Origin of the sequence: Pseudomonas entomophila L48, assembly GCF_000026105.1 — a bacterium.
Taxonomy (GTDB): domain Bacteria; phylum Pseudomonadota; class Gammaproteobacteria; order Pseudomonadales; family Pseudomonadaceae; genus Aquipseudomonas; species Aquipseudomonas entomophila.
Genome location: NC_008027.1, coordinates 2,616,860 through 2,642,601, shown reverse-complemented (window position 1 = coordinate 2,642,601; position 25,742 = coordinate 2,616,860). Strand labels below are relative to the sequence as shown.

Sequence of the window (25,742 nt, the reverse complement as noted above, 5' to 3'; positions counted from 1 at the left end):
GTCTTCCCTTACTGAGAGTGGTGAACGCCATTGCCCCATGGCAACGCCGCAGCGGTGTAGAACTCGCCGCGCTTGATCGCGTCGCTGTCCAGCACGCCGGAGAAGTAGGTGGTGGTCATGTTGGCGTTGGGCTTGTAGGCGCCGCGGGTGCACAGGCAGTTGTGCTTGGCGCGGATGATCACCCCCACGCCTTTGGGGCGCAGCACTTCGTCCAGGGCCAGGCCGATCTCCGAAGTCAGGCGCTCCTGGATCTGCAGGCGCTTGGCGAAGATGTCCACCACCCGGGCCAGCTTGGACAGGCCCACCACCCGGCCATTGGGGATGTAGCCGACGGTGGCGTTACCGACGATCGGCGCCAGGTGGTGCTCGCACATCGACTCGAAGTGGATGTTCTGCAACATGATCAGGTTCTTGTAGCCGGCCACTTCCTCGAAGAACTTCTCCAGTACCCGATACGGGTCCTGGGAATAACCCACGGTCTGCGCGACCATCGATTTCAAGAAGCGCTCCGGGGTTTCATGAAGGCCTTGGCGATTGGTGTCTTCACCCAGGTATTCGAGAATATCGATAACGCCTTGTCGGGCTTTGGCGTGGGAACGTTCTTTATCGTTTTGCATGGTCATATCCTTATGGAAGATTCAGCAGCTTGTGCAATTGCATATTCAATGTGTAACCCTGGCGGGTGGCGACATCGATACAAGCCTTGAGGTTGTCCTTGTTGCGTTGCTCGTCATAATCATCACGCGGCATGACATACACCGGCTTGCCCTGGGGCGGGCGGAACAGCCGGGCCTTTTTACCGGCCCGTTGCGTGGAAGTGCCCGGCAGGCCATCGACTTCGTCGATCTCGCCATGGGCCAGTACATATTTGTAATGGGTGATGATCTCGATCATGCGCAGGTCCAGCACCGGCGTCTTCGGGCTGCACACCACGGTGACGTCCTGCCCCGTGGGGATGGCCTGGTAGATCGTGCCGTTGGTTTCGATCTGGACCTTGAAGCCCTCGTCGAGGAACACCTGGATCAGTGGCGCGATGCTCTGGCGAAAGGGTTCGCCGCCGGTCAGCACGACCAGCTCGGGCACCGGCGCCTCGAGGCCGCGGATCATCTCGACGATGGCCTGCGGGGTCATCGACCAGCGAAACGCCTCGAACTGGGTGTCGCACCAGTAGCATTGCAGGTTGCATCCGGAGAGCCGGACGAAGGTCGACGGCACCCCCGAATAGGGGCCTTCGCCTTGCAAGGTGCGGAACACTTCCTCGACCCAGAGCGTCTCGCTGTCAGGCGCTTTCTTTCTTATGGGGTTCTCGCCAAACATACCCACTCCCTGTTGACTGCAATGTGCCCCTGACAATGAAGAGGCGCACGCCGATAAAACGTCAGCAGGCAGAGAAGTTTCCAGATAAACAGATGCAAGCGGATAGATAACTTGAGCAGAACCATCCACGCTCAATATTTATTTTCTCGGCAGCCTGATCCCTGGCCAGTTTGCTTCCCTGCAGCGACTATATAGAGGTGAACGCAAAATTTGCGATCAATTGGCCATCACTCAATCCTGAATGACAGTGCCTGTTTAATTGACCTGTATCATCTCGCCACGCACAGGATGTTATGCTTGGAAAGATCGATATATACGTGCGATAAAACAAACTAGACCAGATAGCCGAACCGTGCAAAATATCGATTTCGTTTATTCATCACCTTGTCATATATCCTAAAGATATAAAAACATCGCGTGATATCATGATTCTTCATGAGGTTGTGACCCCCAATTCCCGTACAGGAAAAAGGGGCTTACCGCTGAACACGGCATTCGCTTGAATCGCCAAATGGACTGCTTCACCCGGCATCGGAGGCCGTTGCATGCTTGAACACAAATCCACGACCCGCCGCCCCACGGGCGAGCTGATGATCCTGCTGGCCATGGCCGGGCCCTTGATGGCCGCCCAGCTGTCCAAGGTGGTCATGGTCTTCACCGACACCTACATGATGGGCCGCCTGGGCGCCGAGGCCCTGGCCGGCGGTGGTGTCGGCGCGTCGATCTATTCGTTCCTGACCTTCTCGTTTTCCGGGGTCATCTCTGGCATCGGCACGCTGATCGCCATCGCCCACGGCTCGCGGGACATCACCAGCGTACGACGTTCCTGCCAGAGCGGCCTGCTGATCGCCCTGCTGCTGGCGGCCCTGGGCATGCTCGTGCTGTGGCTGGCCGCGCCGTTGCTGCGCAGCCTCGGCCAGCCGCCGCAAAGCATCGACGCGTTCATCGCCTTCACCCACGCGGTGGCCTTCGCGCTGCCGGGCTACCTGGTGTTCATGGCCCTGCGCAACTTCGTCAGTGCCCTGGGCGACACCAAGCCGGTGATGGTCATCAGCATGGCGGGCGCGGTGCTGAACCTGGCGCTCAACCTGGTGATCATCAACCAGTGGTTCGGCATCCCCTTCCTGGGCCTGCGCGGTATCGGCGCGGTCACCGCCAGCGTGTCGCTGCTGATGGCGGTTTCGCTTGCCGGCTACATCGCCCTGACGCCCCGCTACCACCCGTACCGCATCTTCGAGGGCTTCCTCGACATCGACTGGGGCATTCTGCGCCAGGCCTTGCGCTTCGGCATACCGGTGGGCCTGTCGTTCGCCATCGAGCTGAGCCTGTTCACCTGCGCAGCGCTGATGATGGGGCACTTCGGCGTGGTGGTGCAGGCCGCCCACCATGTGGCCATGCAGGCGGTGCTGATCGCCTTCGTGGTGCCCATAAGTCTCTCCAGCGCCACCTCCTACCGGGTCGGCCAGCTGGTGGGTGCCGGCCGCGTGGCCGAGACCAAGCGCGTGGCGCGCATCGGCCTGGCCTGCGGCGCCGTCGCCTCGTTGATCTTCGCCCCGCTGTTCCTGGTGTTCCCCACCGAGATCGCCAGCCTGTTCGTGCACGCCGGCACCGCCGACAGCCTGCTGCTCAAGAGCACCGTGGCCAGTTTGCTGGCCGTGGCGGTGTGGTTCCTGTTGTTCGATGGCGCGCAGAACATCCTGCTGGGTGCCCTCAGGGGGCTGAAGGCGCTGAAGACCTCACTGGCGCTGGTGGCGATCTTCTACTGGGTGATCGCCCTGCCGACCGCCTATATCCTCGGCATCCACTTGGAGCTGGGGCCGCGCTACATCTGGGCCGGCCTGGCCATCGGCCTGGCGGCGGCAACTTTCGCGATGTACCTGGGGCTGGAGCTGATCGTCAACCGGCAGACGCGCGAGGCGCGTGCACAGATGCCGGGAACGGCGGTGCTGGCGCAGGAGGCGAAAGGCAGTTAAGGGCATTGAGGATTCGCCCACTCGCCGGTAGGAGCCAGCCTTGCTGGCGAAGGCCACACCGCGGTCCCGCGTCGGACCGGTTCGCCGGCAAGCCGGCTCCTACGCGCGTTCCCCTGTAGGAGCGGCTTCAGCCGCGATCACCCGCGCAGCGGGTGCCGGGCACCGCGTCGCCTGCATCGCGGCTGAAGCCGCTCCTACAGAGGCATCAGGGTTTCCCCCATGGCCGAACCACCCCCGCCTTAGTATCATTTCGCCCTCACGGACCACCCGGGACCCCGCGTCCCCCGCCTAGGAAGGCCCTTTCACGATGTCTGCCGCACCCGCCGATGCCGCGCTCACCACGCGCGAAATCCAGATCGCCATTGCCCCCCTCGACACCCTCCTCAGCGAAGACCTCGGCGCCGCCGCCGCTTCCGTCGACCACTGGCTGCGGGAAATCAGCTACGGCCTGGTCGACCTGCAACTGCTGCGCCAGGCCGCCGAAAGCGTGCCGGTGATGGCCAACGCCCTGTCCTGCATGGACGCGCTGATCGACATCCTCGAACTGGTCGAAAGCCCTTCCCCCGACCCGCTGGTGTGGGTCAGCCTGGGCATCAACCTGATCGGCATCGTCCCCTATCCACCCGGCCTGTCCCGCGCCCGCACGGTGCTGCGCCCGGTGCTGCAGCTGACCCGCCAGACCTTGCGCCGCCGCCCCGGCGCGCACATCGGCGCGGTGATCCTGGAAATCATCGACGGCCATCTGCACGCCAATATCCGCGGCGCCCTGGAGCACTACGTGCGCGAGGCCCTGGCCCAGTTGCCGGCCATGCTCAGCGCTGCCGCCGACACTGCGCGCCTGTTGTTCACCTCGTTGGCCAAGACCATCGACGCCGCCGCCCGTGGCAAGCTGGATGCCGCCAGCAGCCACCGCCTGGCCCGCGCGCAGATGGCCCAGGTGGCGCTGTACGACTCGGCCCTGGAGACCGACGCCTGGCGCCTGGCCCTGTCGGCCCTGGCCAACGCCACCGAAGGCAGCCTCAAGGACGGTTACAACAGCGTCGCCCGCCACTTCAGCGGCGAGCTGGACACCCTGCTCGGGCCGCTGGTGCGCACCCTCGAGGACCTGGCCAAAGTCGTGCCCCGCCGCCTGGAAGCGCTGGGCAGCGCCGGTATGGAAAATAGCATCGCCTGGCTGCTGACCCGCTTGCTCGACACCGTGTTGGCCAACCCACGCCGCCCGGGTATGGCCGTCGCCATTCGCCCCGGCGTCACCCACCAGGCCCGGCATATCCACCCCGAAGGGCCGACCGAAGTGGTACGCAGCCAAGTTCGCGCCAACAAGCAGCCCAAGCCTACGAAGAACGGACCCTGTGCCTGCACCGGGTTCAGCATTGGTCATGTGCTCGGTGACGAGACGCTGGCCCATCAGGATTTCAGTCTGTCCGGGCCGTTCCCGGTCAACTGGACGCGGGTGTACAACTCGCGACTGGCGGCGCTCGATCAAGGTTCGCTCGGCGCCCGCTGGATCACCGAATTCACCACCTGCCTCGATGTCGTGGACAAGGGCGTGGTGTTCCACGACAGCGACGGCCGCAGCCACGACTACCCGCTGCCCAAGGTCGGCAAGCCGCACTATGACCCGATCGAGTACCTCAGCCTGGTGCGCACCGCCGAGCAGCAACTGGTGTTGCTGCGTGGCCTGGACCGCCGTGAAACCTATGCCCGCCAGGGTGACCGCTTCTACCTGACGCACATCCAGCTGCGCAGCGGCGCCGGGGCCATGCTGCACTACGAGCACCAATTCCAAGGTCGCCCGGTGTTGTCGGACATCAACACCTACTCCGACAACGACCCCGAAAAAGTCCACCTGCAACTGGGCACCCTGCTCGACGACCACGGCCACCTGCAAGGCCTGTGGCAGGTGGTCGACGGCACGCCGCTGCGCCAGCTGTGCGGCTACCACTACAACGCCCACGGCGACCTGATCGCCGCCCAGGACGAGCACGGCGCCGCCCGGCACTATCAGTACCGCCAGCACCTGATCACCCGCTACACCGACCGCACCGGGCGCGGCATCAACCTCGAATGGGACGGCAGCGGCCCGCAGGCCAAGGCCATCCACGAGTGGGCCGACGACGGCAGCTTCGAGACCCGCCTGGCCTGGGACCCGAACATCCGCCTGACCTACGTCACCGACGCCCACGGCCAGGAGACTTGGCACTACTACGACGCCCTGGGTTACACCTACCGCCTGATCCACCCGGACGGCCGCGAGGAATGGCTGTTCCGCGATGAACGCAAGAACGTCATCCGCCACGTCCACCCCGACGGCAGCCAGGACCGCTACACCTACGATGAGCGCAGCAACCTGCTGCAGCATATCCGCGCCGACCACAGCACGGTGCACTACGCCTACGACGATCATGACCAGCCGATCAAGCTGCGTGATGCCGAGGGTGGCTTGTGGCTACGTGACTACGACGAACGCGGCAACCTGGTCGAGAGCGTCGATCCGCTGGGCCACAAGACCGAGTTCGCCTACACCCCGGCCGGGTTGGTCAAGGCGATCAAGGATGCGCTGGGCAACGAGAAGACGCTCGCCTACAACGCTGCCGGACAACTGCTTGAGTACACCGACTGCTCGGGCAAGACCAGTAGCTGGGTGTACAGCGCCTTCGGCCGGCTCACCGAATTCGCCGATGCCGCCGGCAACAAGACCGTCTACGAATACCAGGCCGGGCAACTGGCCAAGGTCACTCACCCGGACAAGACCGAGGAGCGTTTCAACTATGACGCCGAAGGGCGTCTGCTGGCCCACGTCGACGCGCTCGATCGCTGCACCACCTGGTCCTATACCGCTGCTGGGATGCTCGCCGAACGCATCGACGCCAACGAGCACACCCTGCGTTATCGCTGGGACAAGCTCGGCCGCTTGATCGGGCTGGAAAACGAAAACACCAGCAAGGCCAGCTTCCTCTACGACCCGGTCGGTCGGCTGCTGCAAGAAACTGGCTTCGATGGCCTGGTCACCCGTTACCAGTACGACCCGTACAGCGGCCGCCTTGCCTCGACTCAGGTTGGCCAACGCCGGATCGAGCTGACCTTCGACCCGATGGGCCGCTTGCGTGAGCGTACGGCCCGTCTGGGCAACCAGAGCCAGAGCGAAAGCTTCGCCTACGATGGCAACGGCCAGTTGATCCAAGCGATCAACGCCGCCAGCAAGCTGCAATGGTTCCACGACGAAGCGGGCAACCTGACTCGCGAGCACCAGCACTACCTAGCCACCGGCACGCCGATGGTTGCGGTGTGGCAGCACGAGTACGACGCGCTCAATCAGCGCACCGCGACGATTCGCCCGGATGGCCACAAGGTCAGCTGGCTGACCTACGGCAGCGGCCACCTGCTGGGCATGACCCTCGACCAGCACGAAATGCTGGCCTACGAGCGCGATGACCTGCACCGTGAAGTCGTGCGGCACCAGGGCAATCAGCTGATGCAGACCCAGGCCTGGGACCCGGCCGGGCGTTTGCAGGAGCAACTGTTGGGCAGCCATGACGGCCAGTCCACCTTGCTCAAGCGTCAGTACCGCTACGACGCCGCTGGCCAGCTAAGCAACATCCACGACAGCCGTCGCGGGCCATTGGAGTACCAGTACGACCCCGTCGGCCGCCTGCTCAAGGCCACCAGCCGCCTGGGCGTGGAAACCTTCGCCTTCGACCCGGCCGGTAACCTGCTCGACCAGAAAACTCAGGAACTGAATCGCCCGCTGGAGGCCGATCCGCGTCGTAACAAACTGATGGACAACCTGCTGCGCGAGTACGCCGGAACCCACTACAAATACGACGAACGCGGCAACCTGATCCACCGCCTGCATAACGGCGCACATGCCCACTTCACCTGGGACCTGTTCGACCGGCTGGCCAGCTACAACGACGACCAGCTCAAGGTCGACTACAGCTACGACGCCTTGGGCCGGCGCCTGCACAAGCATTCGGTGGCGCACTTCTGGGATCGCCCGGAAGCAGGCACCGGCTGGAACCAGCTGCAACGGGCCAAGCGCCAACGCGAGCTTGGCTGCGGCTTCACCCTGTTCGGCTGGGACGGCGACACCCTGGCCTGGGAGAGCTCACCGCCGCGCGACGAAGGCGACACCGGGCGCACCGTGCACTACCTGTACGAACCGGGCAGCTTCGTGCCGGTCGCCCAGGCCCTGCGCAAGAGTCCGATCCGCCTGCACAAGCAACCGGATTGGAGTCAGCGCGAGTACGACTTCGATCAGGATCCGCTGTGGCACACCGAGGTGAAACCACAGGCGTTCGAGGCGATCGCCTGGTACCAGTGCGACCACCTCGGCACGCCGATGGAACTGACCGATGAGCAAGGCAATATCGCCTGGGCCGGGCAGTACAAGGCGTGGGGCGAAGCACGTGAAGAGCGCTCGGCGTGGGCCAAACAGCACGGCCTGGACAACCCGCTGCGTTTCCAAGGGCAGTACCACGACCATGAGACGGGGCTGCACTACAATCGCTATCGATATTTCGACTTCAAACTTGGCAGATTTATAAGCAGCGACCCTATAAAATATTCTGGCGGCTTAAATTTATTTGTCTACTCCCCCAATCCTATTTCCTGGATCGACCCGCTAGGTCTATCTAAAAAAATGGGTGACACAGTATGCAGCTGTGAGATCTGCCCAGACAAGCCGAAAGAAATTGACCCAAGAAACCTAAGATCCAGGCAGACTCGCGCAGAAATGTCGCGAAATAAAGTTGACAAACTTGCTTCAAAGATGCGAAAGAACGGCTACGATCATGATCACCCGGTGGATGTAGCAGAGGTCAATGGCCAGATAATAATAATCGACGGACATCATAGAGCTCAGGCTGCGAGCAAAGCAGGTATACCCAAGGCTCCAGTTATAGTACATGAAGTTGATCCAGAAACCGCAAAGAAACTTGAGAATGACATGTATGAATCGAGGTGCTCATGAAAAAAATCACAGAAAAAGAATTCATTGAGATAACGAAAGCCTTTTCGGACATTCAGCAGCAACTAGTATACGCCTACCTGATACTGACAAAGAATGAAAAAAACTGGCCAAAACATGGAGCTATAAAAATTAACCAGGAGTCTTGGGAGTTCAACAAGCACGGAGCAGGAGTATGCTTTAAAAAGTGCGCCACAGGCGAACTAATAGACGCCCATGACGACATGGAAGAAAACCCAAGAAAGCTCGACACCTGGAGAATTCAGAGCTATTTATCTTCAATAGAGGCGATGGAGATTGAGCTACTTGGAAAGTACTACCACTCACACAATGACGACGACATTGAGGAGCTCCTGCGCATATGCCATATAAATAATTGAGCAACAGGGAACGGCTTTATTTTTAATAGCCTCATGTAGAGAAAATAAACTACCCCCTATTCGCTCGCCTGGAACCTGTTCGACCGGCTGGCCAGCTACAACGACGATAAGCTCAAGGTCGACTACAGCTACGATGCCTTGGGCCGGCGTTTGCACAAGCATTCGGTGGCGCATTTCTGGGACCGCCCCGAGGCGGGGACCGGCTGGAACCAACTGCAACGGGCCAAGCGTCAACGTGAACTCGGTTGTGGCTTCACCCTGTTCGGCTGGGATGGCGACACCCTAGCCTGGGAAAGCTCACCGCCACGCGACGAGGGCGACACCGGCCGCACCGTGCACTACCTGTACGAACCCGGCAGCTTCGTGCCGGTCGCCCAGGCCCTGCGCAAGAGTCCGATCCGCCTGCACAAGCAGCCGGACTGGAGCCAGCGCGAGTACGACTTCGATCAGGATCCGCTGTGGCACACCGAGGTGAAACCGCAGCCGTTCGAGGCGATTGCCTGGTACCACTGCGACCACCTCGGTACGCCGATGGAACTGACCGATGAGCAGGGCAATGTCGCGTGGTCAGGACACTACAAGGCGTGGGGCGAGGTGCAAGAGGAGCGCTCGGCGTGGGCCAAGCAGCAGGGGCTGGGCAACCCGCTGCGCTTCCAGGGGCAGTACCACGACCATGAGACCGGGCTGCACTACAATCGCTATCGCTACTATGATCCGAAAGCCGCCCGCTTCATCTGCCAAGATCCTATTAGCTATTCGGGCGGACTCAACTTATTTGAATATGCTCCAAACCCGCTTGGATGGGTCGATCCATTGGGGCTGCAGAAAAATTGCTGCCCAGATAAAGAGCCAGAGTGGACCCCCCATGGTTACAAACATGTAGCCCCAAAAAACTCCTCATGGAAAGACATAGTAAAGTCAACAAAAAAAGGCCCGGCAAAATACAAGCCAGGAACAGACATTGAGGCTCTGGAAAGATCGGTTCACAGAGACGGACAGCCAGTTACCAATGGGAAGTCTTGGAAGGTCAAAGATTTAGGAGAAGTGATAGGCGCTAGCGAAGGCAAAGAAAGTAGATGGATGCGGGTTGAGGAAAGTGGAGGCACCATTCACGGGCACCCAATCTCACTAGCTGAGTACAAGAGGCTAACAAAATGATTGACATTGATTTCTCTGCCAAGGCAGGCAACATTACCTTTAACGATTTCAACATTGAAGAATCACAACCGATCGAGTCTCATATAGACGACCTCAAAGAAGACATGCTGCAAGTTGAGTTTCCTGGAAACTTGATCCTAGATGTGGGGTGGCGACCTTCTTTTAGCATCAAGGGAAAATTCCATGTGATGCTAATCAAGAATCATGACTGGGAGAACCCTGTGTATCATGGAACAGCAAAAAACATAGAGAGTCTAAAAGCCCAAATCACCAAAGCAATTCAATTAACATGAAACACTCCCTAAGGCCATCTGAAAAAGCCCTGTTAATTTATCGTAGCGGGTAACCAGGTTATATCTTACCTCACACAAAATGTTGGCTAGGACCCGCTGCGGTATGTCGAGGTGAACCACAACCGCTCGACACGGTTTCAGGTACCACTGCGTTCACTTCGGTACACCGATGGAGCTGGCCGATAAACACGGCCAAACTGCTTGGGCAAGACATTACAAGGCCTGGGGCACTGCCCGTTCGGTGCCCTTACACTCAATCAGCCAATGAGCATTTATCATTAACTCCGTTTGGATTTTTACTGGTGAAGAGGGTAGGTTTCCGTCTGCCGTCTTCTCGGCGTACGCCGACGCAGAAGACTGGATAAAAGCGCATTCGCTTAGCGGCGTGCTCACTCAATACCCCGTGGGTATTTCAGTTTACGAATGGGCAATCGAAAACGGGCACTTCCACGTCAAGCGCGAAAAAGAAAAATCTCCGGCTTTTATCCAGAAATTTTCGTCCGCCGCGCAAGCACACTTTCATTTCGAACGCGGCAGCCTCGAATGAAGGCTGTACAGCAGCGGCTGAAGCCCTGGGCGTTGCTGATTTTTCACCACTCAAGCTAATTACATCCTCCCCGCCAAACACCTGAGCGCCAATACCCCTAAAGAGCAACCCTCATGATCGAAGACGCCGAAGAATTCATCCGCCTGCGTAGCAGCCGCCTTAAAAGCGAATACGACCGTTCCGCTTGGGAAGAAGTCCCGCTCAGCGTCTGGTACGAGGTCATCGATAAATACTCCGACTATCGCCAATGGGTGATCCACAACAAGACCGTCCCCCTGGAGATCCTGGAGTACCTGTGCAATTTCGGTGAACGGCTCAGGACCTTTGTCGCTGAAAAGCGCAAGCTGTCACCGGAACTGTTCGAACGCTTGTCGCGGGATGTGAGCAGCAACGTGCGAACGCGGATTGCCGTCAACAAGAAAACGCCACTGCCCATTCTCGAACGCCTCCTGCATGACGAAGACGAGGATGTCGTGGAGACCGCGCGTTACCAATACCAGCTGAGATTGGTTGTGGCGCGGGAAAAGGCAGCCAGGCGTGCCGCCCAAGGGCTTGAGCCGCAATGACGGTCCGCTGCGATTCTTTCGCCCTGCTCGCCAGCTTCTTGAAGGCAGGCCAGATCGCGCGGGCGACTACCTTTGGGCTTCAGGACTTCTCCGCCGACGCCCTGGTCACAACTGGCTTCGACTTGATAGGTGAGCGCGATGACTTCCATTTCTGGGAGCGGGCGTTTTGGGTGGAGCATGGTCAGCGCCGCATCCAGTTGGGGTACAAGCGTTACTTCCAGGCAAGCCAGGACCTGGGCGATGGCTTCGACTTCCCGCCGGGGGTCAGGCTGACGAGCGTAATCCGACGCTGCCTGGCGAGGCGCCCCTTGAAGATCTATTTCTGGGACGACTGGCGCGAAGGCGCGCTGATTGTCGATGAGGACTTCGTAATCCGCTTCAACCTGAAATGCCTGCGTGCTGCGTACCAGGTGCGCACATTGGAATGCGACCGCCCGTCGTTCGGGGTGACCGGGCGGATTTCGACCAATGGGGTCAGGGCAACGATGCAGCCTTGCGACCTTGTCGCGCTTCCCGTGCCTCGCCAGGCACCTGCCGCCTACAGGCATTTGCGCCGGGCGCTGTTGCGTCGCTCGCCGTGAAGCAGGTTGTGCGGGGCTTGGCACCGGCTTTGCCGGTGTTCGCCGGCAAAGCCGGCTCCTACAGGTACGGCAAGGCGTAGCCCATGTGGGAGCGGCCTTGTGTCGCGAAAGGGCCGCAAAGCGGCCCCAGCGATATTTGCTCAATACCGAAATCCTGGGGCCGCTACGCAGCCCTTTCGCGACACAAGGCCGCTCCCACAGGGGTTCGCGCAAGGCTTTAGGTGGGTGTGGACGCGGACTTGCCCCGCCATAGCGCTTGCAATCATGTTTCAGGCGGTGCTTAACGCCCCTACCGATCAGGCCTTCTCGCCATGAATCGATCGCCAATGCTGGATCTGCTGGTCGATGTTCCAGTGAATGATCAGCGTGTACAGCTGCTCGATGAACTGTGCATCGAACCCTTCACTGGCCGCCCATTCGAGGCGGTCCTGAAGCATCGCGGCGACACGCTCCGGCGCCGGGATCGCCTGTTCGTTGGCCTTGAACTGCACCGCGGCCTTGACGTAGCCAAGGCGCTTCACCAGCGCCTCGAAGATCTGCCGGTCGTGAAAGTCGATGCCGGCGCGAATGTCGGTGAGGCTGGTGCAGGCTTCAGGGGTTTTAGGTTGCAGCATGAAAGGGTCTCGAATCAACAAAGGGAAAAGGTCAGATAACGTCGAAATGCGAGGCGGCGACACGCTCGGGCGGCACGCCGTCCAGGCCCGCGAGGCCGAGGCCGGCGCGCCACTCGTTGGGCTGGTGCTCGGCGATCACCTCGTCGATCAGGGCATCGATCATGCTCTTGTCCTGATGGTGCGGGGTGGTGATCAGGTGCGCGGTGTCGCCGGAAGTGGCCAGGCAGTACTTGCGGGCAATGCGCGACGACGGACACGGAAACACCACGGTGATCGAGTTGTCGTGGCGCCAGGCGTCGATACCGGCGGCCTGCAGGCGGTCGACCGCGTACTGCGCGCTGTTCAGGCTGTGCCGCACCCGCCGCCGCCACTGTGCCGGTGAATGGCTGCGCAGCGCGGCCCACATCATCATCGGCGTGTGGCCGTTGCGCGAGCCGCTGATGGTCTTGTCGTTGGCGCGGATGTAGTCAACGTCCACCGAGATGCGCTCGACGTTCTCGCGCTTGGCCACGACGATGCCGCAGGGGATCGGCGAGCCGATCATCTTGTGCCCGGAGACGCAGATCGAGTCGACGCCATCGGCGAAGTTGAACGGCTGCGGGTTATCGACGAAGGGCAGGATCATCCCGCTGAGCGCCGCGTCGGCATGCAGGTAGTAGTCCTCACGTGGGATCCCCACTTCCTCCAGGCGCTGCTGGATGGTGGCGATATTGTCGATCGCACCGCGCATGGTCGTACCGACATTGACGAAGATGATCGGGTGCTGCTCCTGGTCGGCGGCGATCTTCGCCATCAGGTCGTCGTAGTCGATCTCACCGTTGGGCAGCGACTCCACCGCGCGGCAGTCGATGCGCAGCAACTTGACGATCTTGGCCACCGAATAGTGGGTGTCCTTCGAGTAGTACAGGGTGCCGGTGGGGAACAGTTCCCGCGCCAGGTAGCAGCCGAACATGTTGCCCTCGGTGCCGCCATTGGTGACGTAGCCCCAACTCTCTTCGAGAGGAATGCTGAACAGCTCGGCGAAGTACGCCATCACGTCCTTCTCGAAGTCGAACGAGTTGAGCAGGTAGTTGCCCGGCTCGGCCCAGTCGCCGCAGTTGTTGATGGAGAAACGCAGGAAGCGGTGCAGCTGGGCGTAGTTGAAATCGGCGTTTTCCGGATAGCCGATATTGAAATACTGGTTTTTCAGGCAATGCTCCCAGAATTGATCCAGCCGGGCCTGGTCGGCAGAAGACAAAGTCATATCCAACTCCTTTTAAATTGACTTGCGGGCCGCGCCCTGCGCAGCGCGGCCCGCAGTACATCAGGCGGCCTTCTGGCGCGCCTCCACCAACGCCCACCAGCTGGCCAGGGTCGGCGTGCTGGCCAGCTCTTCGAAGCTCACCTCGATGCCGCGCGCCTTGAGCTCGGCGGCCAGCTTCATGACCTGCAGCGAATCGAGGCCGTAGAAGATCAGGTTCTCTTCCGGGTCCAGCTCCTCGCTGTCCTCGATCAGCTGGCGTAGACGGGTCTGCAGCCAGGTACGGGTGTTCTCCACACTCACCAGGTGGCGCAACTGCTTCTTGTCGATCTTGCCCACCGCGGTGAGCGGCATGGCCTCGATCAGGCGAATGCGGTCGGGCAGCTTGTACTCGGCGATACCCAGTTCCATCAGGTGACGGCGCAAGGCCGGGGCCTTGAGGCTGGGGTTGCGCGAGACGACGAAGGCACAGCTCTTTTCACCCAGCGCCTCGTCGGGCATGGCCACCAGGCCGGCGTGGGTGACTTCCGGGTGCAGCACCAGCAGGTTCTCGATCTCTTCCGAGGCGACCTTCTCGCCGCCGCGGTTGATCTGGTCCTTGATCCGGCCGACCACGCGCAGGTCGCCACTGGGGGTCAGCACCACCAGGTCGCCGGAGTAGTAGAAGCCCTCGGCGTCGAAGGCACTGGCGTTCTGCTCGGGGGCCTTGTAGTAGCCGCAGAAGGTATAGGGGCCACGGGTGGCGAGCATGCCAGGTTCGCCAGGGGCCACGGGCACGCCCTGTTCATCGACGATCTTGATTTCATCGTCCGGGCTGACCGGGCGGCCCTGTGTGGTGAAGATCTGCTCGTCGCTGTCGTCCAGACGGGTGTAGTTGATCAGCCCCTCGGCCATGCCGAACACCTGCTGCAGCTGGCAACCCAGCACGCCGGGCACCTGGCGTGCCAGCGAGTCGGCGAACACCGCGCCGCCCACTTGCAGGTAGGCCAGCGATTGCAGTTTGTCACGGTGCGCCGGCGCGGCTTGCAGCCACAGGGCAACGGCGCTCGGCACCAGCGCGACGGTGTTGACCTCGTGCTGCTCGACCAGCGCGAAGCAGCTCAGCGGCTCGGGGCTGGCAGCCATCACCACGCAGCCACCGGCATGGAACACGCCCAGTGCGCCGGGCGAGCTGAGCAGGAAGTTGTGCGCCGCCGGCACCGCGCAGAGGAAGCGGGTGTGGGCGTTGAGCGCGCAGACATCGGCGCAGGCGCGGGCGTTGTAGTGGTAGTCGTTGTGGGTGCGCGGAATCAACTTGGGGATCCCGGTGCTGCCACCGGACAGCTGGAACAACGCCACCTGGTCGGCCGCCGTTGGCGCGTATGCCACCGGCTGGCTGCCAGGGGTTTCGATCCAGTGCGCCAGGCTGGCGGCAGGGTCCGACTCACCCAGCAGTAACGTCACCGCAGGCGCCGCGCCGACTTCGGCGAAGGCCTGCACATAGGCGTCGTCGCGGAACACTTCGTGCTCGCGGGAGGCGATCAGCAGTTTGGGCACGATCTGCTTGGCGTAGGCGGTCAACTCCAGCCGACGATGGCTGAACAACGCGTTGAGCGGCACGATCCCGGCCTTGAGCAAGGCAAACAGGACGATATAGAACTCCGCCACGTTGGGCAGCTGCACCAGGGCCGTGTCGCCCTGGCCAAGGCCCTGCTCGGCCAGGCGCGAGGCCAGGATCGAGGACAGGGTGTCGAGCTCGCCGTAGGTGAAGCGACGTTCCCCGCAGATGATCGCCAGGGCTTGTGGTTGCGCCTGGCAACGGGAATGGAGGATCTCGGTGAGCGGCTGGTCGATCCAGTAGCCGGCGTCGCGATAGCGCTGCGCACGGTCCTGTGGCCAGTCCGTGAATTCGATGGTCATGGTGTTCGAACGTCCTTGGTTAATGTGCCAGCCCGCAAGCGCGCAGCATGGTGCCGAGCTTGGTCTGGACTTCCGCCCATTCCGCCGCCGGTTGCGAGGCTTCGACGATGCCGGCGCCGGCGAACAGCCGCACGCGGTTGTGCTTGACGGTGCCGCAGCGGATGGTCACCACCCACTCGCCGTTCCCTTCAGCGTCGCACCAGCCCACCATGCCGGTGAACTGGCCGCGCTCGGCGGGCTCGACGAAGCGGATCAGGCGCCGCGCCCGCTCGGTGGGGAAGCCGCACACCGCCGGGGTTGGGTGCAGGCGGCAGGCCAGTTGCAGTGCGGTCACCTGTGGGTCGATCAGATTGCCCTCGATGCGCGTGGACAGGTGCCACAGCGCTGGGGTGCTGATCAACGACGGGCGCTGCGGCACATCGAGACGGGTGCACAGCTCGCCGACCCGAGCGGCGATGTCCTGGGTGACGAAGCCGTGTTCGTAGTGGTCCTTCTCCGACGCCACCAGCCAGTCGGCATTGCGCTTGTCGGCTTCGGGGTCGGCCATGCGCCTGGCCGAACCGGCCAGCGGGTTGGAGATGAAGTTCGCGCCCTCCTTGCGCACCAGCAGCTCGGGGCTGACCCCAAGCAAGGTGGCGCCATCGGCCAGGGGCACGCGGAAGTGATAGCCGCTGGGGTTCTGCGCGCGCAGGTTGCGCTGCAGTACATCGACGTCGACCGCGTCGGCGAACACCAGTTCGCGCTGCACCGACAGCACCGCCTTGCGCACATCGCTGTGGCGGAAGTTGACGATGGCGTGCTCCACCGAGCGCTTGAACGCGTCCTCTTCTGGAATCGGCTTTTGCTCGACCAGCGTCGGCAACTCGCCCCCTGCTGCGGTGGCTTCACGCGCACGCCAGTGCGACTCGCGGGCAATGTACAGGCAGGAAGGTTCGCTGGGGTCGAAGGGAATGGCGCCGACCACGAGAGGGTTGGCCTGCCCTGCCCGGCGCGCCTGGTCGAAGGCGTGGGCGAGGGTCTTCTGCAACAGGCTGTCGGCGTCTTCGCCACCGACGGCCGGGGTATCGATGCGTTGCAACGCACCGTTGACGACCAATTCTCGGTCACCCGAGGTAAAGGAAAAGGCCATGGAACGGTCGGCGACCTGCTCTTCATCCATGCCAGTCGTCATGAGCGTACTCGCTCTCATCTCGGTTAAGCCTCCTGCTTATTCGAAAGAAATAATGATATTAATCTTAATCATTATCATCTTTAATAGGAGGCGCCATATTTCTGGACTTGTCAATCACGCGATACGAGTGACCCATGAGAGAGTTAACTTCAATGCAAGCGGCCTGTTGGATCGGGCGCACTGCTCATGCGGCTTTAGGGAAAGTTTCAGCTCATCTGTATGCCGAGTTCGATGGCCACGCCATTGACCTGGAGCGGCTGCGTGCAGCGCTCCAACAGGTTTCCCTGCTGCACCCGATGCTGCGCCTGCGCATCGACCAGGATGGCCTGCAAGGCATCGCGCCTATGGAACAGGCGCCGCGCCTGGAGGTCGACGACCTGCGCGGCCTTGCTGAACCGGAAGTCGCGCAGCGCCTGCTGCGCAAGCGTGAAGCCTGGACCCACCAGCAACTGGACCTGCGCCATGGCTGCGCGGCACGTTTCAGTGTCAGCCAACTGGAGGGCGAACGTTCACGCCTGCATGTCGACACTGACATGATCGCCATCGACCCCTCGAGCCTGCGCGTTCTGATGGAAGACCTGGCGCGCTGCTACGAGGCCCCGGACGCGCCTGTCGCCACCCCGCCGAGTTTCTTCGCCTGGTGGGACGCCGTGCGTGCCGACCCGGCCTTGAAAGCCACGCAGGAACGTGACCGCCAATGGTGGCGTGCCCGCCTCGACAGCATCGCGCCGGCCCCTACCCTGCCCCTGCTCGACGTGCAACCCGCCCAGGCCCACAGCCAGCGCCTGACCACCTGGCTCGATGCCAATCAGCACATTGCGCTGAGGCAGCTGGCGCGCGAGCGCAAAGTGACCTTGTCCACCCTGATGCTCGGCCTGTTCGCCAGCGCATTAGGCGCCCAGACCGGCGACCGCCAGTTCCGCCTCAACGTGCCCAGCTTCTGGCGGGCGCCGCTGATCGACGGTGTCGAACGCATTGTCGGCGAGTTCGCCAACGTACTGATCGTTGATGTCGACCTCGATGCGGCACCCGATATCGCAGCGCTGTGCAACCAGTTGGCCAAAACCACGGCAGCCTGCATGGCGCACAGCGCCTACCCCGGGGTGAACCTGATGCGCGACCTGTCGCGCCACCACGGCACGCCGCAGCTGGCCCCGGTGGTGTTCACCGCGGCGCTGGACATGCCCGGCAAGGAACTTTTTTCACCACGCGTGAAGAACGCCTTCGGCCCGTTGGGCTGGCTGATCTCGCAAGGCCCGCAGGTCGCCCTGGATGCGCAGATCGCCTGCGCCGACGGCGGCATCCTGATTAACTGGGATATCCGCCTCGATGCCCTGCCCGAGGCCTGGGTGACGCAGTTGTTCGAACGCTTCGTCGACCTGGCAAGCGAGGTCGCCCGCCAACCCGCCACACTGGATCAGGCACTGCCCCGCGCACCGGAAAAGCGCCCGCTCAACCCGCTGCAACAGGCCTACCTGCTGGGCCGCACCACGCAGATGCCCTTGGGCGGCGTGGCCATGCAGGAGTTCCGCGAATACCGCGGCATGATGGACAGCGCCGTGCTGCGCAGCCGTCTGGACGCGATGGTGCGCCGCCACCCGAGCCTGCGCACCCGCATCGATGCCGACAGGCGCGTGCAGTACGTCAGTGACGAGGTGCGCCTGAACCTGGATGAAGTCGACCTCGGCCACCTGCCGCTGGCTGAAGCCCTCGGCGTTATCGACGCACGCCGCGAGGACTACGCCCATGCCCTCTCGCCGCTGGACCGCTCGCCCTGGAACGTCACGGTGTTCCACCTGGCGCACGGCGAGCGGGTGGTGTTCGTGCGTCTCGATGCACTGATTCTCGATGGCCGCTCCATCGCCACGCTGCTGGTGGAACTGTTCGAAGGCCAGCTGGAAGAAACACCCCAAGTCGATACCGGCGCCCCAAAGGCAGACCAGACCGAACAACGCACGGCCGATGCCGCCTACTGGAATACCAAGCTGGCCGCAGTCGACGGCGCCCCTCGCCTGCCCTGGAGCGTGCCGCTGGACCAAGCCGGTGTCGCCCGCTACGAGCGGCAAAGCCTGGTCGTGCCCCGTGAGACGTTCAAGAAGTTCTGCATGGTGGGCGCTCGCCAACGGCTGTTCAAGAACACCACGCTGATGGCGGTGATCCTCGAAGTGCTGTCGCACTGGGTCAGCGAAGGCGGCCTGTGCGTCGCGGTCCCGGTGGCCCCGCCCAGCGACGCGGCCTTCGCCAACCGCTCCAGCTTCCTCGCCATCAACTGGAACCGCGCCGCCGGCAGCTTCGCCGAACGCTCAGCCGGGCTCCAAGTGGATGTACTGGAAGGCTTGCAGCACCTGGCTTACTCCGGTGTCGACCTGGCGCGCCAGCTGTTCGAGCGGCACGGCCCCGGCCCGGTGCTGCCGGTGGTGATCACCAACGGCTTCTCCTGGCCGGTGGCGCCTTCCGACAGCGCCATGCGCCTGCAGGGCGGCCTGACCCAGACGCCGCAAGTGGCCATGGACATCCGTTTCTGGGCCGATGCCGACGGCGCGCTGCAACTGGACATCGACTACGCTCGTGAAGTGCTCGCCCCGGCGCTGGTCAGCGACTTCCTGGGCACGCTGGGGCGCGCCATCGGGCAGATCGCCGGCGCTGGCGAATTCGCTCTCGCGCCCGCAGCGCTCATCGACACCGACCACTATCGCCTGAACAGCCCCGTCGAGGCAGCCTGCCGCGACGGCTACCTGGCCCGGATCGCCGACCACCTGTTCACGCCCGGCAACCACAAGACTGCCCTGATCAGCGGTGAGCGACGGCTCAGCTACAGCGAGCTCGGCGACGGCGTGGCGCGGATCATCGCTGCGCTGCGCGCCCGTGGCATCGGCCAGGGCCAGGTGGTCGCCATCTGCCTGCCACGCAGCCCGGAACACACGATGCTGACCCTGGCCTGTGCCTTGACCGGGGTGATCTGGGTGCCGATCGACGTGGCGGCGCCGGCCGAACGCCGTCACTACCTGCTGGAGAACTGCCACCCGGACCTGGTGGTGCTTGGCCAAGCGCAAACACTCGAGCAGCCCAGCACCACCTGCGCGGCCCTGCTCGCCACGCCTGCGGCGGCGCCCGGCCACCTGGCCGATCTGTCGCTGAACGAAGCGCCGGGGTATTACCTGTACACCTCAGGCACCACCGGCAAACCGAAATGCGTGGTGCTGAACAACCGTGCCACGGCCAACGTGATCGGCAGCACGCTGGCCGAGTGGCGGGTGACCGAGCGCGATGTGTTCCTCTCGGTCACCCCGCTGCACCACGACATGTCGGTGTTCGATGTGTTCGGCAGCCTGGCCGCCGGCGCCACCCTGGTGCTGCCGGCGCCCGGCGAAGACAAGGACGCGCTGCGCTGGAACCAGCTGGTGGCAGAGCACCAGGTCACCCTGTGGTGCTCGGTGCCGGCGATCCTGGAAATGCTCCTGGCCTGTCGCGGCGAGCACGGTTTGCAGAGCCTGCGCCTGATCGCCCAGGGCGGCGACTACATCAAGCCGGCGGTGATCGCCGGGCTGCGTGAACTGCTGCCCCAGGCCAGGCTGATTTCCCTGGGAGGGCCGACCGAGACCACCATCTGGAGCATCTGGCATGAGATCGGTGCCGACGACCGCAAGCTGATTCCCTATGGCCGGCCGCTACCGGGTAACCGCTATTTCGTGCTCGATGCCCAGGGCCGCCATTGCCCGGTGGGCGTGGTGGGCCGCATCCACACGGCCGGGGCCAACCTGGCGCTGGGTTACCTGCTGGACGGCGCCTTGCAGCAAAGCGACTTCATTACGGTGGACGACGAGCATGGCCAAGCCGTGCGCGCGTTCCGCACCGGTGACTGCGGGCGCTATCGCGTCGACGGCACCTTGCTGTTCGACAGCCGCGTCAATGGCTACGTGAAAGTGCGCGGGGTGCGGGTCTCGCTGCCGGACATCGAGATGGTGCTCAACCAGCACCCGGCCTTGCGCCATGTGCTGGTGGTCGACTACGGCGAGCCGCGCCTGGGCGAGGTGTGCCTGGGCGCGCTGTATGTCTGCGATCCGCAGGCGGCCGAGCCCAGCATGGCCGAGCTGCGCGACTACGCCCGTGAACACCTGCCCCACTCCCATGTGCCCACGCGCCTGCTAGGTGTCGCCGCCCTGCCGCTGTCGCAGAACGGCAAGCCGGATCGGCGCCGCGCCCGTGAGCTGCTGAGCGCGCCAGCCACCGCCTCAGTGCGGGACAAAGTGCTGGCGATCTACTTGCAGGTGCTGGGCCACTCGAACGAGGCCGGCACCGACAGCGCGGTGGACTTCATCAGCCTGGGCTTGCGCCCCCCGCACCTGAAAGCCGTCGCGGCCCAGTTGCAGGCGCAGTTCGGTGTGTCGCTCTCGCCCGGCCAGCTGTTGCGCTGCCGCAACGCCCAAGAGGTCGAGCGGCTGCTCGGCTGAATCACACGATACGAATCAGGGCGCGGCGCCAGCAACGCTGGCCGCGCCTTCTTGAACTGCTGCACCAAAGGAGATGGATCGGATGAAGGACTTACCCACTGTGGATATCGCTGGCATCGGTATCGGCCCGTTCAACCTGGGCCTTGCCGCGCTGCTCGCCAAGCATCCTGGCGTGAGCGGTGTCTTCCTTGACCGCAAGGTGGAGTTTCGCTGGCACGAAGGGTTGATCCTGCCGGGCACCACGTTGCAAGTGCCGTTTCTCGCCGACCTGGTGACCATGGCCGACCCCACCCATCAGCTCAGCTACCTGAACTACCTGCACCAGCACGAGCGTCTGTACCAGTTCTACTACTACGACAACTTCCAGGTGCCGCGCCGCGAGTACGACCATTACTGCCGCTGGGCTTCGCAGCAACTGGCGAGCTGCCATTTCGGCGAAGAAGTCTGCGATGTGCGCTACGACGCCAACGCCGGGCGCTTCCTGATCGAGAGCCAGTCGCTGTCCGGGTACAAGCGCCAGTACTACAGCCAGCACCTGTCGGTGGGCGTCGGCACCTCGCCGCTGCTGCCGCGCTGGGCGCAGGTCAAGAGCACGGCGCCGATCCTGCACTCGGCCGAGTTCGCCAAGCGCCAGGCGCAGTTGGCCCAGTGCAAGCAGGTGACGGTGATCGGTTCGGGGCAAAGTGCGGCGGAATGCGTGCTGGCACTGTTCAACGGGCTGACTCCGGAACGCGTCGCGGCGGGTGCGTCGATTCGCTGGATCACCCGCTCCCAAGGCTTCCACCCGATGGAGTATTCCAAGCTCGGGCAGGAGTGCTTCACCCCGTCCTACATGGAGTACTTCCACAGCCTGCCACGGGAGCGGCGCCGCGAAATCGTCGCCGGGCAAGGGCTGCTGTACAAGGGCATCAGTTTCTCGACCATCGGCGATATCTACGACCTGATCTACGAGCGTTCCGTCGGTGGCGCCGACACCGGTCTTACGCTGCTGTCCAACTGCGAGGTGGAGCGTGTCGAGGATGTCGGCGGGCGGCTGCGCATCAATTACCGCCACCGTGAACTGGAGCAGACCAGTGCGTTCGAAGCGGATGCGATCGTCGCCGCAACGGGCTACGGGCACACCTGGCCGCAGTGGTTCGAACGGCTCAAGGGCAGCGTGCTGGCCACTGACGAGCATGGCGACTGCATTGTCCGGGAAGACTTCACCGCGCAACGCTGCGACCAGGGCGCCGGGCGGATCTTCGTGCAGAACGCCGAGATCTTCCAGCATGGCGTCGGCTCGCCGGACCTGGGGATTGCCGCGATCCGCAATGCGAGCATCGTCAACCAGTTGCTGGGGCGGCCGCATTACCGCCTGCCGAAGCGTTCGGCGTTTCAGCGCTATGGCATGCATGAGGGGTGATCAGAAACGACCGGGGCCGCAAAAGCGGCCCTTTTTTATGCCCGGCCCCTGTGGGATCAGCGATGCCGTGCTGATTGTACCGGCCTGTTCGCCGGCAAAGCCGGCTCCTACAGGTACGGCGCATATTCCGTAGGAGCCGGCTTGCCGGCGAACACCGGCGGAGCCGGTGCCAGCCATCGTGTCGTCTGGTTCGCCGGCAAGCCGGCTCCTACAAGGTCTCTGCTGAATCAAACGGTAGTGTGTTGTAGCGCTAGACCTGCACGTCCTCAACCGCCATCGCCGCCCCACCGATACCGGCATACAGGGCAAACACCCCTTCGATGGCCTCGGTCACCCGCGCCATCTGCTGCGCGCTGTAGCGGTCGGTACGGTAGGTGACCACCAGGCGCAGCGCGCGCTGGCCGTCGATCATGTTGTCCATGATCTCGAACTGGATGCCAAACATCGACTCGTTTTTCTCCGGGTCGATCTGTCGATAACGGATGCTCCCCGCATCGGGCGTGGCAAGGGCGCCGTTCAAGGCGTTGTTGGCGTGGATCTGCACGTAAACGTCGAATAGCAATCCATCCGCCGGGCTCATACCCAGGGCCTGCTGGATATGCTCCATCGGCACATCGGCATAGGCCATGGAGTCGTTGATCAGGCGGCTCACGCCCTCGATCAACGCCCCCACGTTCTGGCGTGGTTCGAACTGCACGCGGTGCGCCACCATGGTGGTGAAGTAGCCAACCGTCTCGTAGTAAGCCGGGTCGGTACGCCCCGAGGCCGAAGTGCCGATCACCAGGTCGGACAGGTTGCCGACCTTGTGCAAGGCCAGGGCGATGGCGGTGTAGATCACCCCGAACAGCGACGCGTCGTTCTGCCGGGCGAAACCATGCAGGAAGTCGACCATGGCCTGGTCCGGCTTGATCTCGAACCACTGCGCACGGGTGGACGCTTCGGCCACGGGCGTACCGACCTGCTCACCGATCGCCGGCAGGGCCAGGCCGCGGGTGGCGTCGCGCAACATGTCGGTCCAATAGGCCAGGTGCTGCTGATTGAGGCCGCGCGCCAGCTCCTTCACCGCGTACTGGTGGAACGACGGCACGGCCGCTTCCCAGCGTGGCAGCTGGTCCTGGGCACGTGCGAGGTAGGCGCGGGCCAGGTCTTCCATCATCACGTTGAGCGACCACTCATCGATGGCCATGTGGTTGACCAGCAACGACAGGGATTGCTGCTGGCTGTGCGGATCACGGAAGAAGCGCACGCGCATCGGCAGTTCACGGGACAGGTCGAAACGATGACCGGCCTCGCTGGCCAGGCTCGCCCCGGCACTTTCGCGGCTCGACCAGAACCACTTGAACTGCCCCAGCTGGTTGACCGGCACCAGTTGCTGCCAGGCCTCGTCGCCTTCGAAATGGAAGGTGGTGCGTAGGCTGGCGTGGCGCTGCACCAGGTCGGAGAACGCCTGCTCGAACACCGCCTCGTCGACCGGGTCGAGGAAGGTCATGGCGAACGGCAGGTTGAAGATGGTACCGAATTCGAACGCGGCGTAGGCCCGGCCGAGGGACGCCTGAGCCAGGGCGAACGGCGCACGCTGCAGGTCATCCGGCACGGCGGTGTCAGCCCCCTCCTTGCGCCCTTGCACCTGTGCACGGGCGGCCAGCGCGGCGGCGGTCGGCGCACTGAAGAAGTCGTTGAAGCGCACCTCGATGCCATGGTTGCTCGACAGCTTGCCGATGATCCGCGTGGCCAGCAGCGAGTGACCGCCCAGGTCGAAGAAGTCATCCTGCGCCGTCATGTTCGCCACACCCAGGGCACGGCGGAACTCGTCGAGAATGAGCCCGCTGACGTCAGCGTCGTTGCTCGCCGGCGCAGTGGCCGCCACGGCGTCGGCTTGATCGCCTGCCGCCTGGCGCTGCAGCCAGGGCAGGTGCGGCGCACCGACCGGGCGCCCGGCGTAGGCGTCCATGGTCAGGCGGTAAAGGTCGTCTTCGCGGCAGGTCTGGTCGAGCACCTGGTGCAACACGAAGGCCAGGATCGGCGCCTGCCCGCCACGGATGACCAGCGCCATCAGCGGCGCCTGGCTTTCGGCGTCCCAGGGCTGCACCTGCAAGGCCAGCAACCGTTCGCTGGCTTGCGCATCGCAGGTGACGGTCAGTTCACCGATGCAGGCTTGCGGATCTTGGTCGTGAACCTTTTGCACATCACCGTCGTCATTGAAGCGGTAGCGGGCATTGAGCGCCGGCAGGCTGGCGACCACGGTGGCGATCGCCCGTTGCAGCCTGGCCAGGTCGATATCCTCGCCCAGCCGCCAGGCGCTGAAGTGCTTGAGCACCCGCTCGGGGAATTGCTGCTGCAGCAGCCAGGCATGTTCTTCGAATTCGCTGACAGGTCGCTGGGACTGCGCGCCTGAATTGAGTTCCATCATGGAATTGCTCCGCCTTGTCAAACAGTACAACCCGTATTCGGGCAGACAGACCGATCCTCGGTCCTGGAGTCGCGCCCGGCGATGCCGGACGCTGGATTAACGGCCTCAGGCTGCGTTGCATGTACCTGATCAACACCGTATGCTTTCGATGCTAATCGTAGTAATTATCATTAGTCAAAAATCTGTTTGCTCGTGCGGTATTGGAGAAGTTCGTGGACAAGGGATCGTTCGCACTCCGACAACAACTGGAACAGTTGTATGTCGACCATCATGGCTGGCTGTGCAACCTGCTGCGGCGCAAGCTGGGCAATGCCTGCGACGCCGCCGACCTGGCCCACGACATCTGCCTCATCCTGCTGAACAAGGGCTGCGTGCCTGCGGCACAGGACTGCCGCCGCCACCTGGCGCAGATCGCCAATGGCAAGGTGATCGACCTGTACCGGCGACGCCAGCTCGAGGCCCGCTACCTCGACGAACTCATGCAGCGCGACGAAGCCCTGGCCCCTTCCGAGGAGATCCGCGCCCTGGCCCTGGAGGCGCTGGTCGAGGTCGATGCCGCCTTGCAGCGCCAATCCGCCAACAGCCGCCGGGCGCTGTTGCTGCACAAGCTCAACGGCATGGCCCACCGCGAGATCGCTACCGAGTTGAAGGTGTCGGTGTCGTCGGTCGAGAAGTACATCGCCTCGGCCCTGCGTAGTTGCTCGCCATTTTCGCCGGCACTGCTGAATGAATCGCATTGAGGGTTTTGCGCGGTCGCTCGGAATACATATA

General features: G+C 63.0%; 17 protein-coding genes and 2 pseudogenes. 12 read left to right on the top strand and 7 right to left on the bottom strand.

The window, feature by feature from the left end:
• Positions 1–8 precede the first annotated feature (8 nt).
• Together folE and PSEEN_RS11710 are read right to left on the bottom strand one after the other, a co-directional pair.
• Positions 9–617, bottom strand: coding sequence for a GTP cyclohydrolase I FolE (folE, locus tag PSEEN_RS11715; RefSeq protein ID WP_011533720.1), 609 nt, complete (start codon positions 615–617; stop codon positions 9–11).
• A gap of 10 nt (positions 618–627) precedes the next feature.
• Positions 628–1,317: a 7-carboxy-7-deazaguanine synthase QueE gene (locus tag PSEEN_RS11710; RefSeq protein WP_011533719.1), complete on the bottom strand. Its 690-nt coding sequence runs from the start codon at positions 1,315–1,317 to the stop codon at positions 628–630.
• Between the two features lie 545 nt (positions 1,318–1,862).
• Between PSEEN_RS11710 and PSEEN_RS11705 the strand changes: the two genes are divergently transcribed.
• From PSEEN_RS11705 to PSEEN_RS11675, 9 genes and pseudogenes are all read left to right on the top strand, one after another.
• Positions 1,863–3,290: a NorM family multidrug efflux MATE transporter gene (locus PSEEN_RS11705; protein WP_011533717.1), complete on the top strand. Its 1,428-nt coding sequence runs from the start codon at positions 1,863–1,865 to the stop codon at positions 3,288–3,290.
• Positions 3,291–3,597: 307 nt separating this feature from the next.
• Positions 3,598–8,262, top strand: coding sequence for an RHS repeat-associated core domain-containing protein (locus PSEEN_RS11700; protein ID WP_011533715.1), 4,665 nt, complete (start codon positions 3,598–3,600; stop codon positions 8,260–8,262).
• Positions 8,259–8,639 carry a DUF6896 domain-containing protein gene (locus PSEEN_RS11695; protein ID WP_011533714.1) on the top strand — a complete coding sequence of 127 codons (381 nt, stop codon included), beginning with the start codon at positions 8,259–8,261 and terminating at the stop codon, positions 8,637–8,639. The genes PSEEN_RS11700 and PSEEN_RS11695 overlap by 4 nt, the downstream gene beginning before the upstream one ends.
• A 69-nt stretch (positions 8,640–8,708) precedes the next feature.
• Positions 8,709–9,467: pseudogene (locus PSEEN_RS26630) on the top strand (RHS repeat-associated core domain-containing protein); the annotation flags it as partial.
• A 326-nt stretch (positions 9,468–9,793) separates the two neighbouring features.
• Positions 9,794–10,090: a hypothetical protein gene (locus PSEEN_RS11685; RefSeq protein ID WP_044488034.1), complete on the top strand. Its 297-nt coding sequence runs from the start codon at positions 9,794–9,796 to the stop codon at positions 10,088–10,090.
• 154 nt (positions 10,091–10,244) lie between these two features.
• Positions 10,245–10,358, top strand: a pseudogene (locus tag PSEEN_RS27300) (RHS domain-containing protein); the annotation flags it as partial.
• Between the two features lie 6 nt (positions 10,359–10,364).
• A complete protein-coding gene (locus PSEEN_RS27295; RefSeq protein ID WP_083789168.1) occupies positions 10,365–10,637 on the top strand; it encodes a DUF7710 domain-containing protein in 273 nt (90 codons plus the stop codon).
• 113 nt (positions 10,638–10,750) lie between these two features.
• Positions 10,751–11,203, top strand: a complete 453-nt coding sequence (locus PSEEN_RS11680) for a hypothetical protein (RefSeq protein ID WP_011533712.1) — start codon at positions 10,751–10,753, stop codon at positions 11,201–11,203.
• Positions 11,200–11,784, top strand: a complete 585-nt coding sequence (locus PSEEN_RS11675) for a hypothetical protein (protein WP_011533711.1) — start codon at positions 11,200–11,202, stop codon at positions 11,782–11,784. Before PSEEN_RS11680 ends, PSEEN_RS11675 begins: the two co-directional genes overlap by 4 nt.
• A 296-nt stretch (positions 11,785–12,080) precedes the next feature.
• On the opposite strand, the gene PSEEN_RS11670 is transcribed toward PSEEN_RS11675, so the two are convergent.
• The 4 genes from PSEEN_RS11670 to PSEEN_RS11655 are packed head-to-tail and all read right to left on the bottom strand — an operon-like array spanning position 12,081 to position 16,726.
• On the bottom strand, positions 12,081–12,398 hold the full coding sequence (locus PSEEN_RS11670) for an isochorismate lyase (RefSeq protein ID WP_011533710.1): 318 nt from the start codon (positions 12,396–12,398) through the stop codon (positions 12,081–12,083).
• Positions 12,399–12,429: 31 nt separating this feature from the next.
• On the bottom strand, positions 12,430–13,641 hold the full coding sequence (locus tag PSEEN_RS11665) for a histidine decarboxylase (protein ID WP_011533709.1): 1,212 nt from the start codon (positions 13,639–13,641) through the stop codon (positions 12,430–12,432).
• 60 nt (positions 13,642–13,701) lie between these two features.
• Positions 13,702–15,537, bottom strand: coding sequence for a (2,3-dihydroxybenzoyl)adenylate synthase (locus PSEEN_RS11660; protein WP_011533708.1), 1,836 nt, complete (start codon positions 15,535–15,537; stop codon positions 13,702–13,704).
• 19 nt (positions 15,538–15,556) lie between these two features.
• Positions 15,557–16,726: an isochorismate synthase gene (locus PSEEN_RS11655; protein ID WP_011533707.1), complete on the bottom strand. Its 1,170-nt coding sequence runs from the start codon at positions 16,724–16,726 to the stop codon at positions 15,557–15,559.
• A gap of 134 nt (positions 16,727–16,860) precedes the next feature.
• Here PSEEN_RS11655 and PSEEN_RS11650 point away from each other — a divergent pair, with 134 nt between their 5' ends.
• Both PSEEN_RS11650 and basC read left to right on the top strand, forming a co-directional pair.
• Positions 16,861–21,159 carry an amino acid adenylation domain-containing protein gene (locus PSEEN_RS11650; RefSeq protein ID WP_231845305.1) on the top strand — a complete coding sequence of 1,433 codons (4,299 nt, stop codon included), beginning with the start codon at positions 16,861–16,863 and terminating at the stop codon, positions 21,157–21,159.
• 82 nt (positions 21,160–21,241) lie between these two features.
• Positions 21,242–22,561: a putative histamine N-monooxygenase gene (gene basC, locus PSEEN_RS11645; RefSeq protein ID WP_011533705.1), complete on the top strand. Its 1,320-nt coding sequence runs from the start codon at positions 21,242–21,244 to the stop codon at positions 22,559–22,561.
• Between the two features lie 250 nt (positions 22,562–22,811).
• On the opposite strand, the gene PSEEN_RS11640 is transcribed toward basC, so the two are convergent.
• Positions 22,812–24,968, bottom strand: a complete 2,157-nt coding sequence (locus PSEEN_RS11640; RefSeq protein WP_231845304.1) for a condensation domain-containing protein — start codon at positions 24,966–24,968, stop codon at positions 22,812–22,814.
• Positions 24,969–25,183: 215 nt separating this feature from the next.
• Here PSEEN_RS11640 and PSEEN_RS11635 point away from each other — a divergent pair, with 215 nt between their 5' ends.
• The gene (locus tag PSEEN_RS11635) at positions 25,184–25,711 is read left to right on the top strand and encodes a sigma-70 family RNA polymerase sigma factor (protein ID WP_011533703.1); all 528 of its coding nucleotides are present in this window, start codon (positions 25,184–25,186) and stop codon (positions 25,709–25,711) included.
• Positions 25,712–25,742 lie beyond the last annotated feature (31 nt).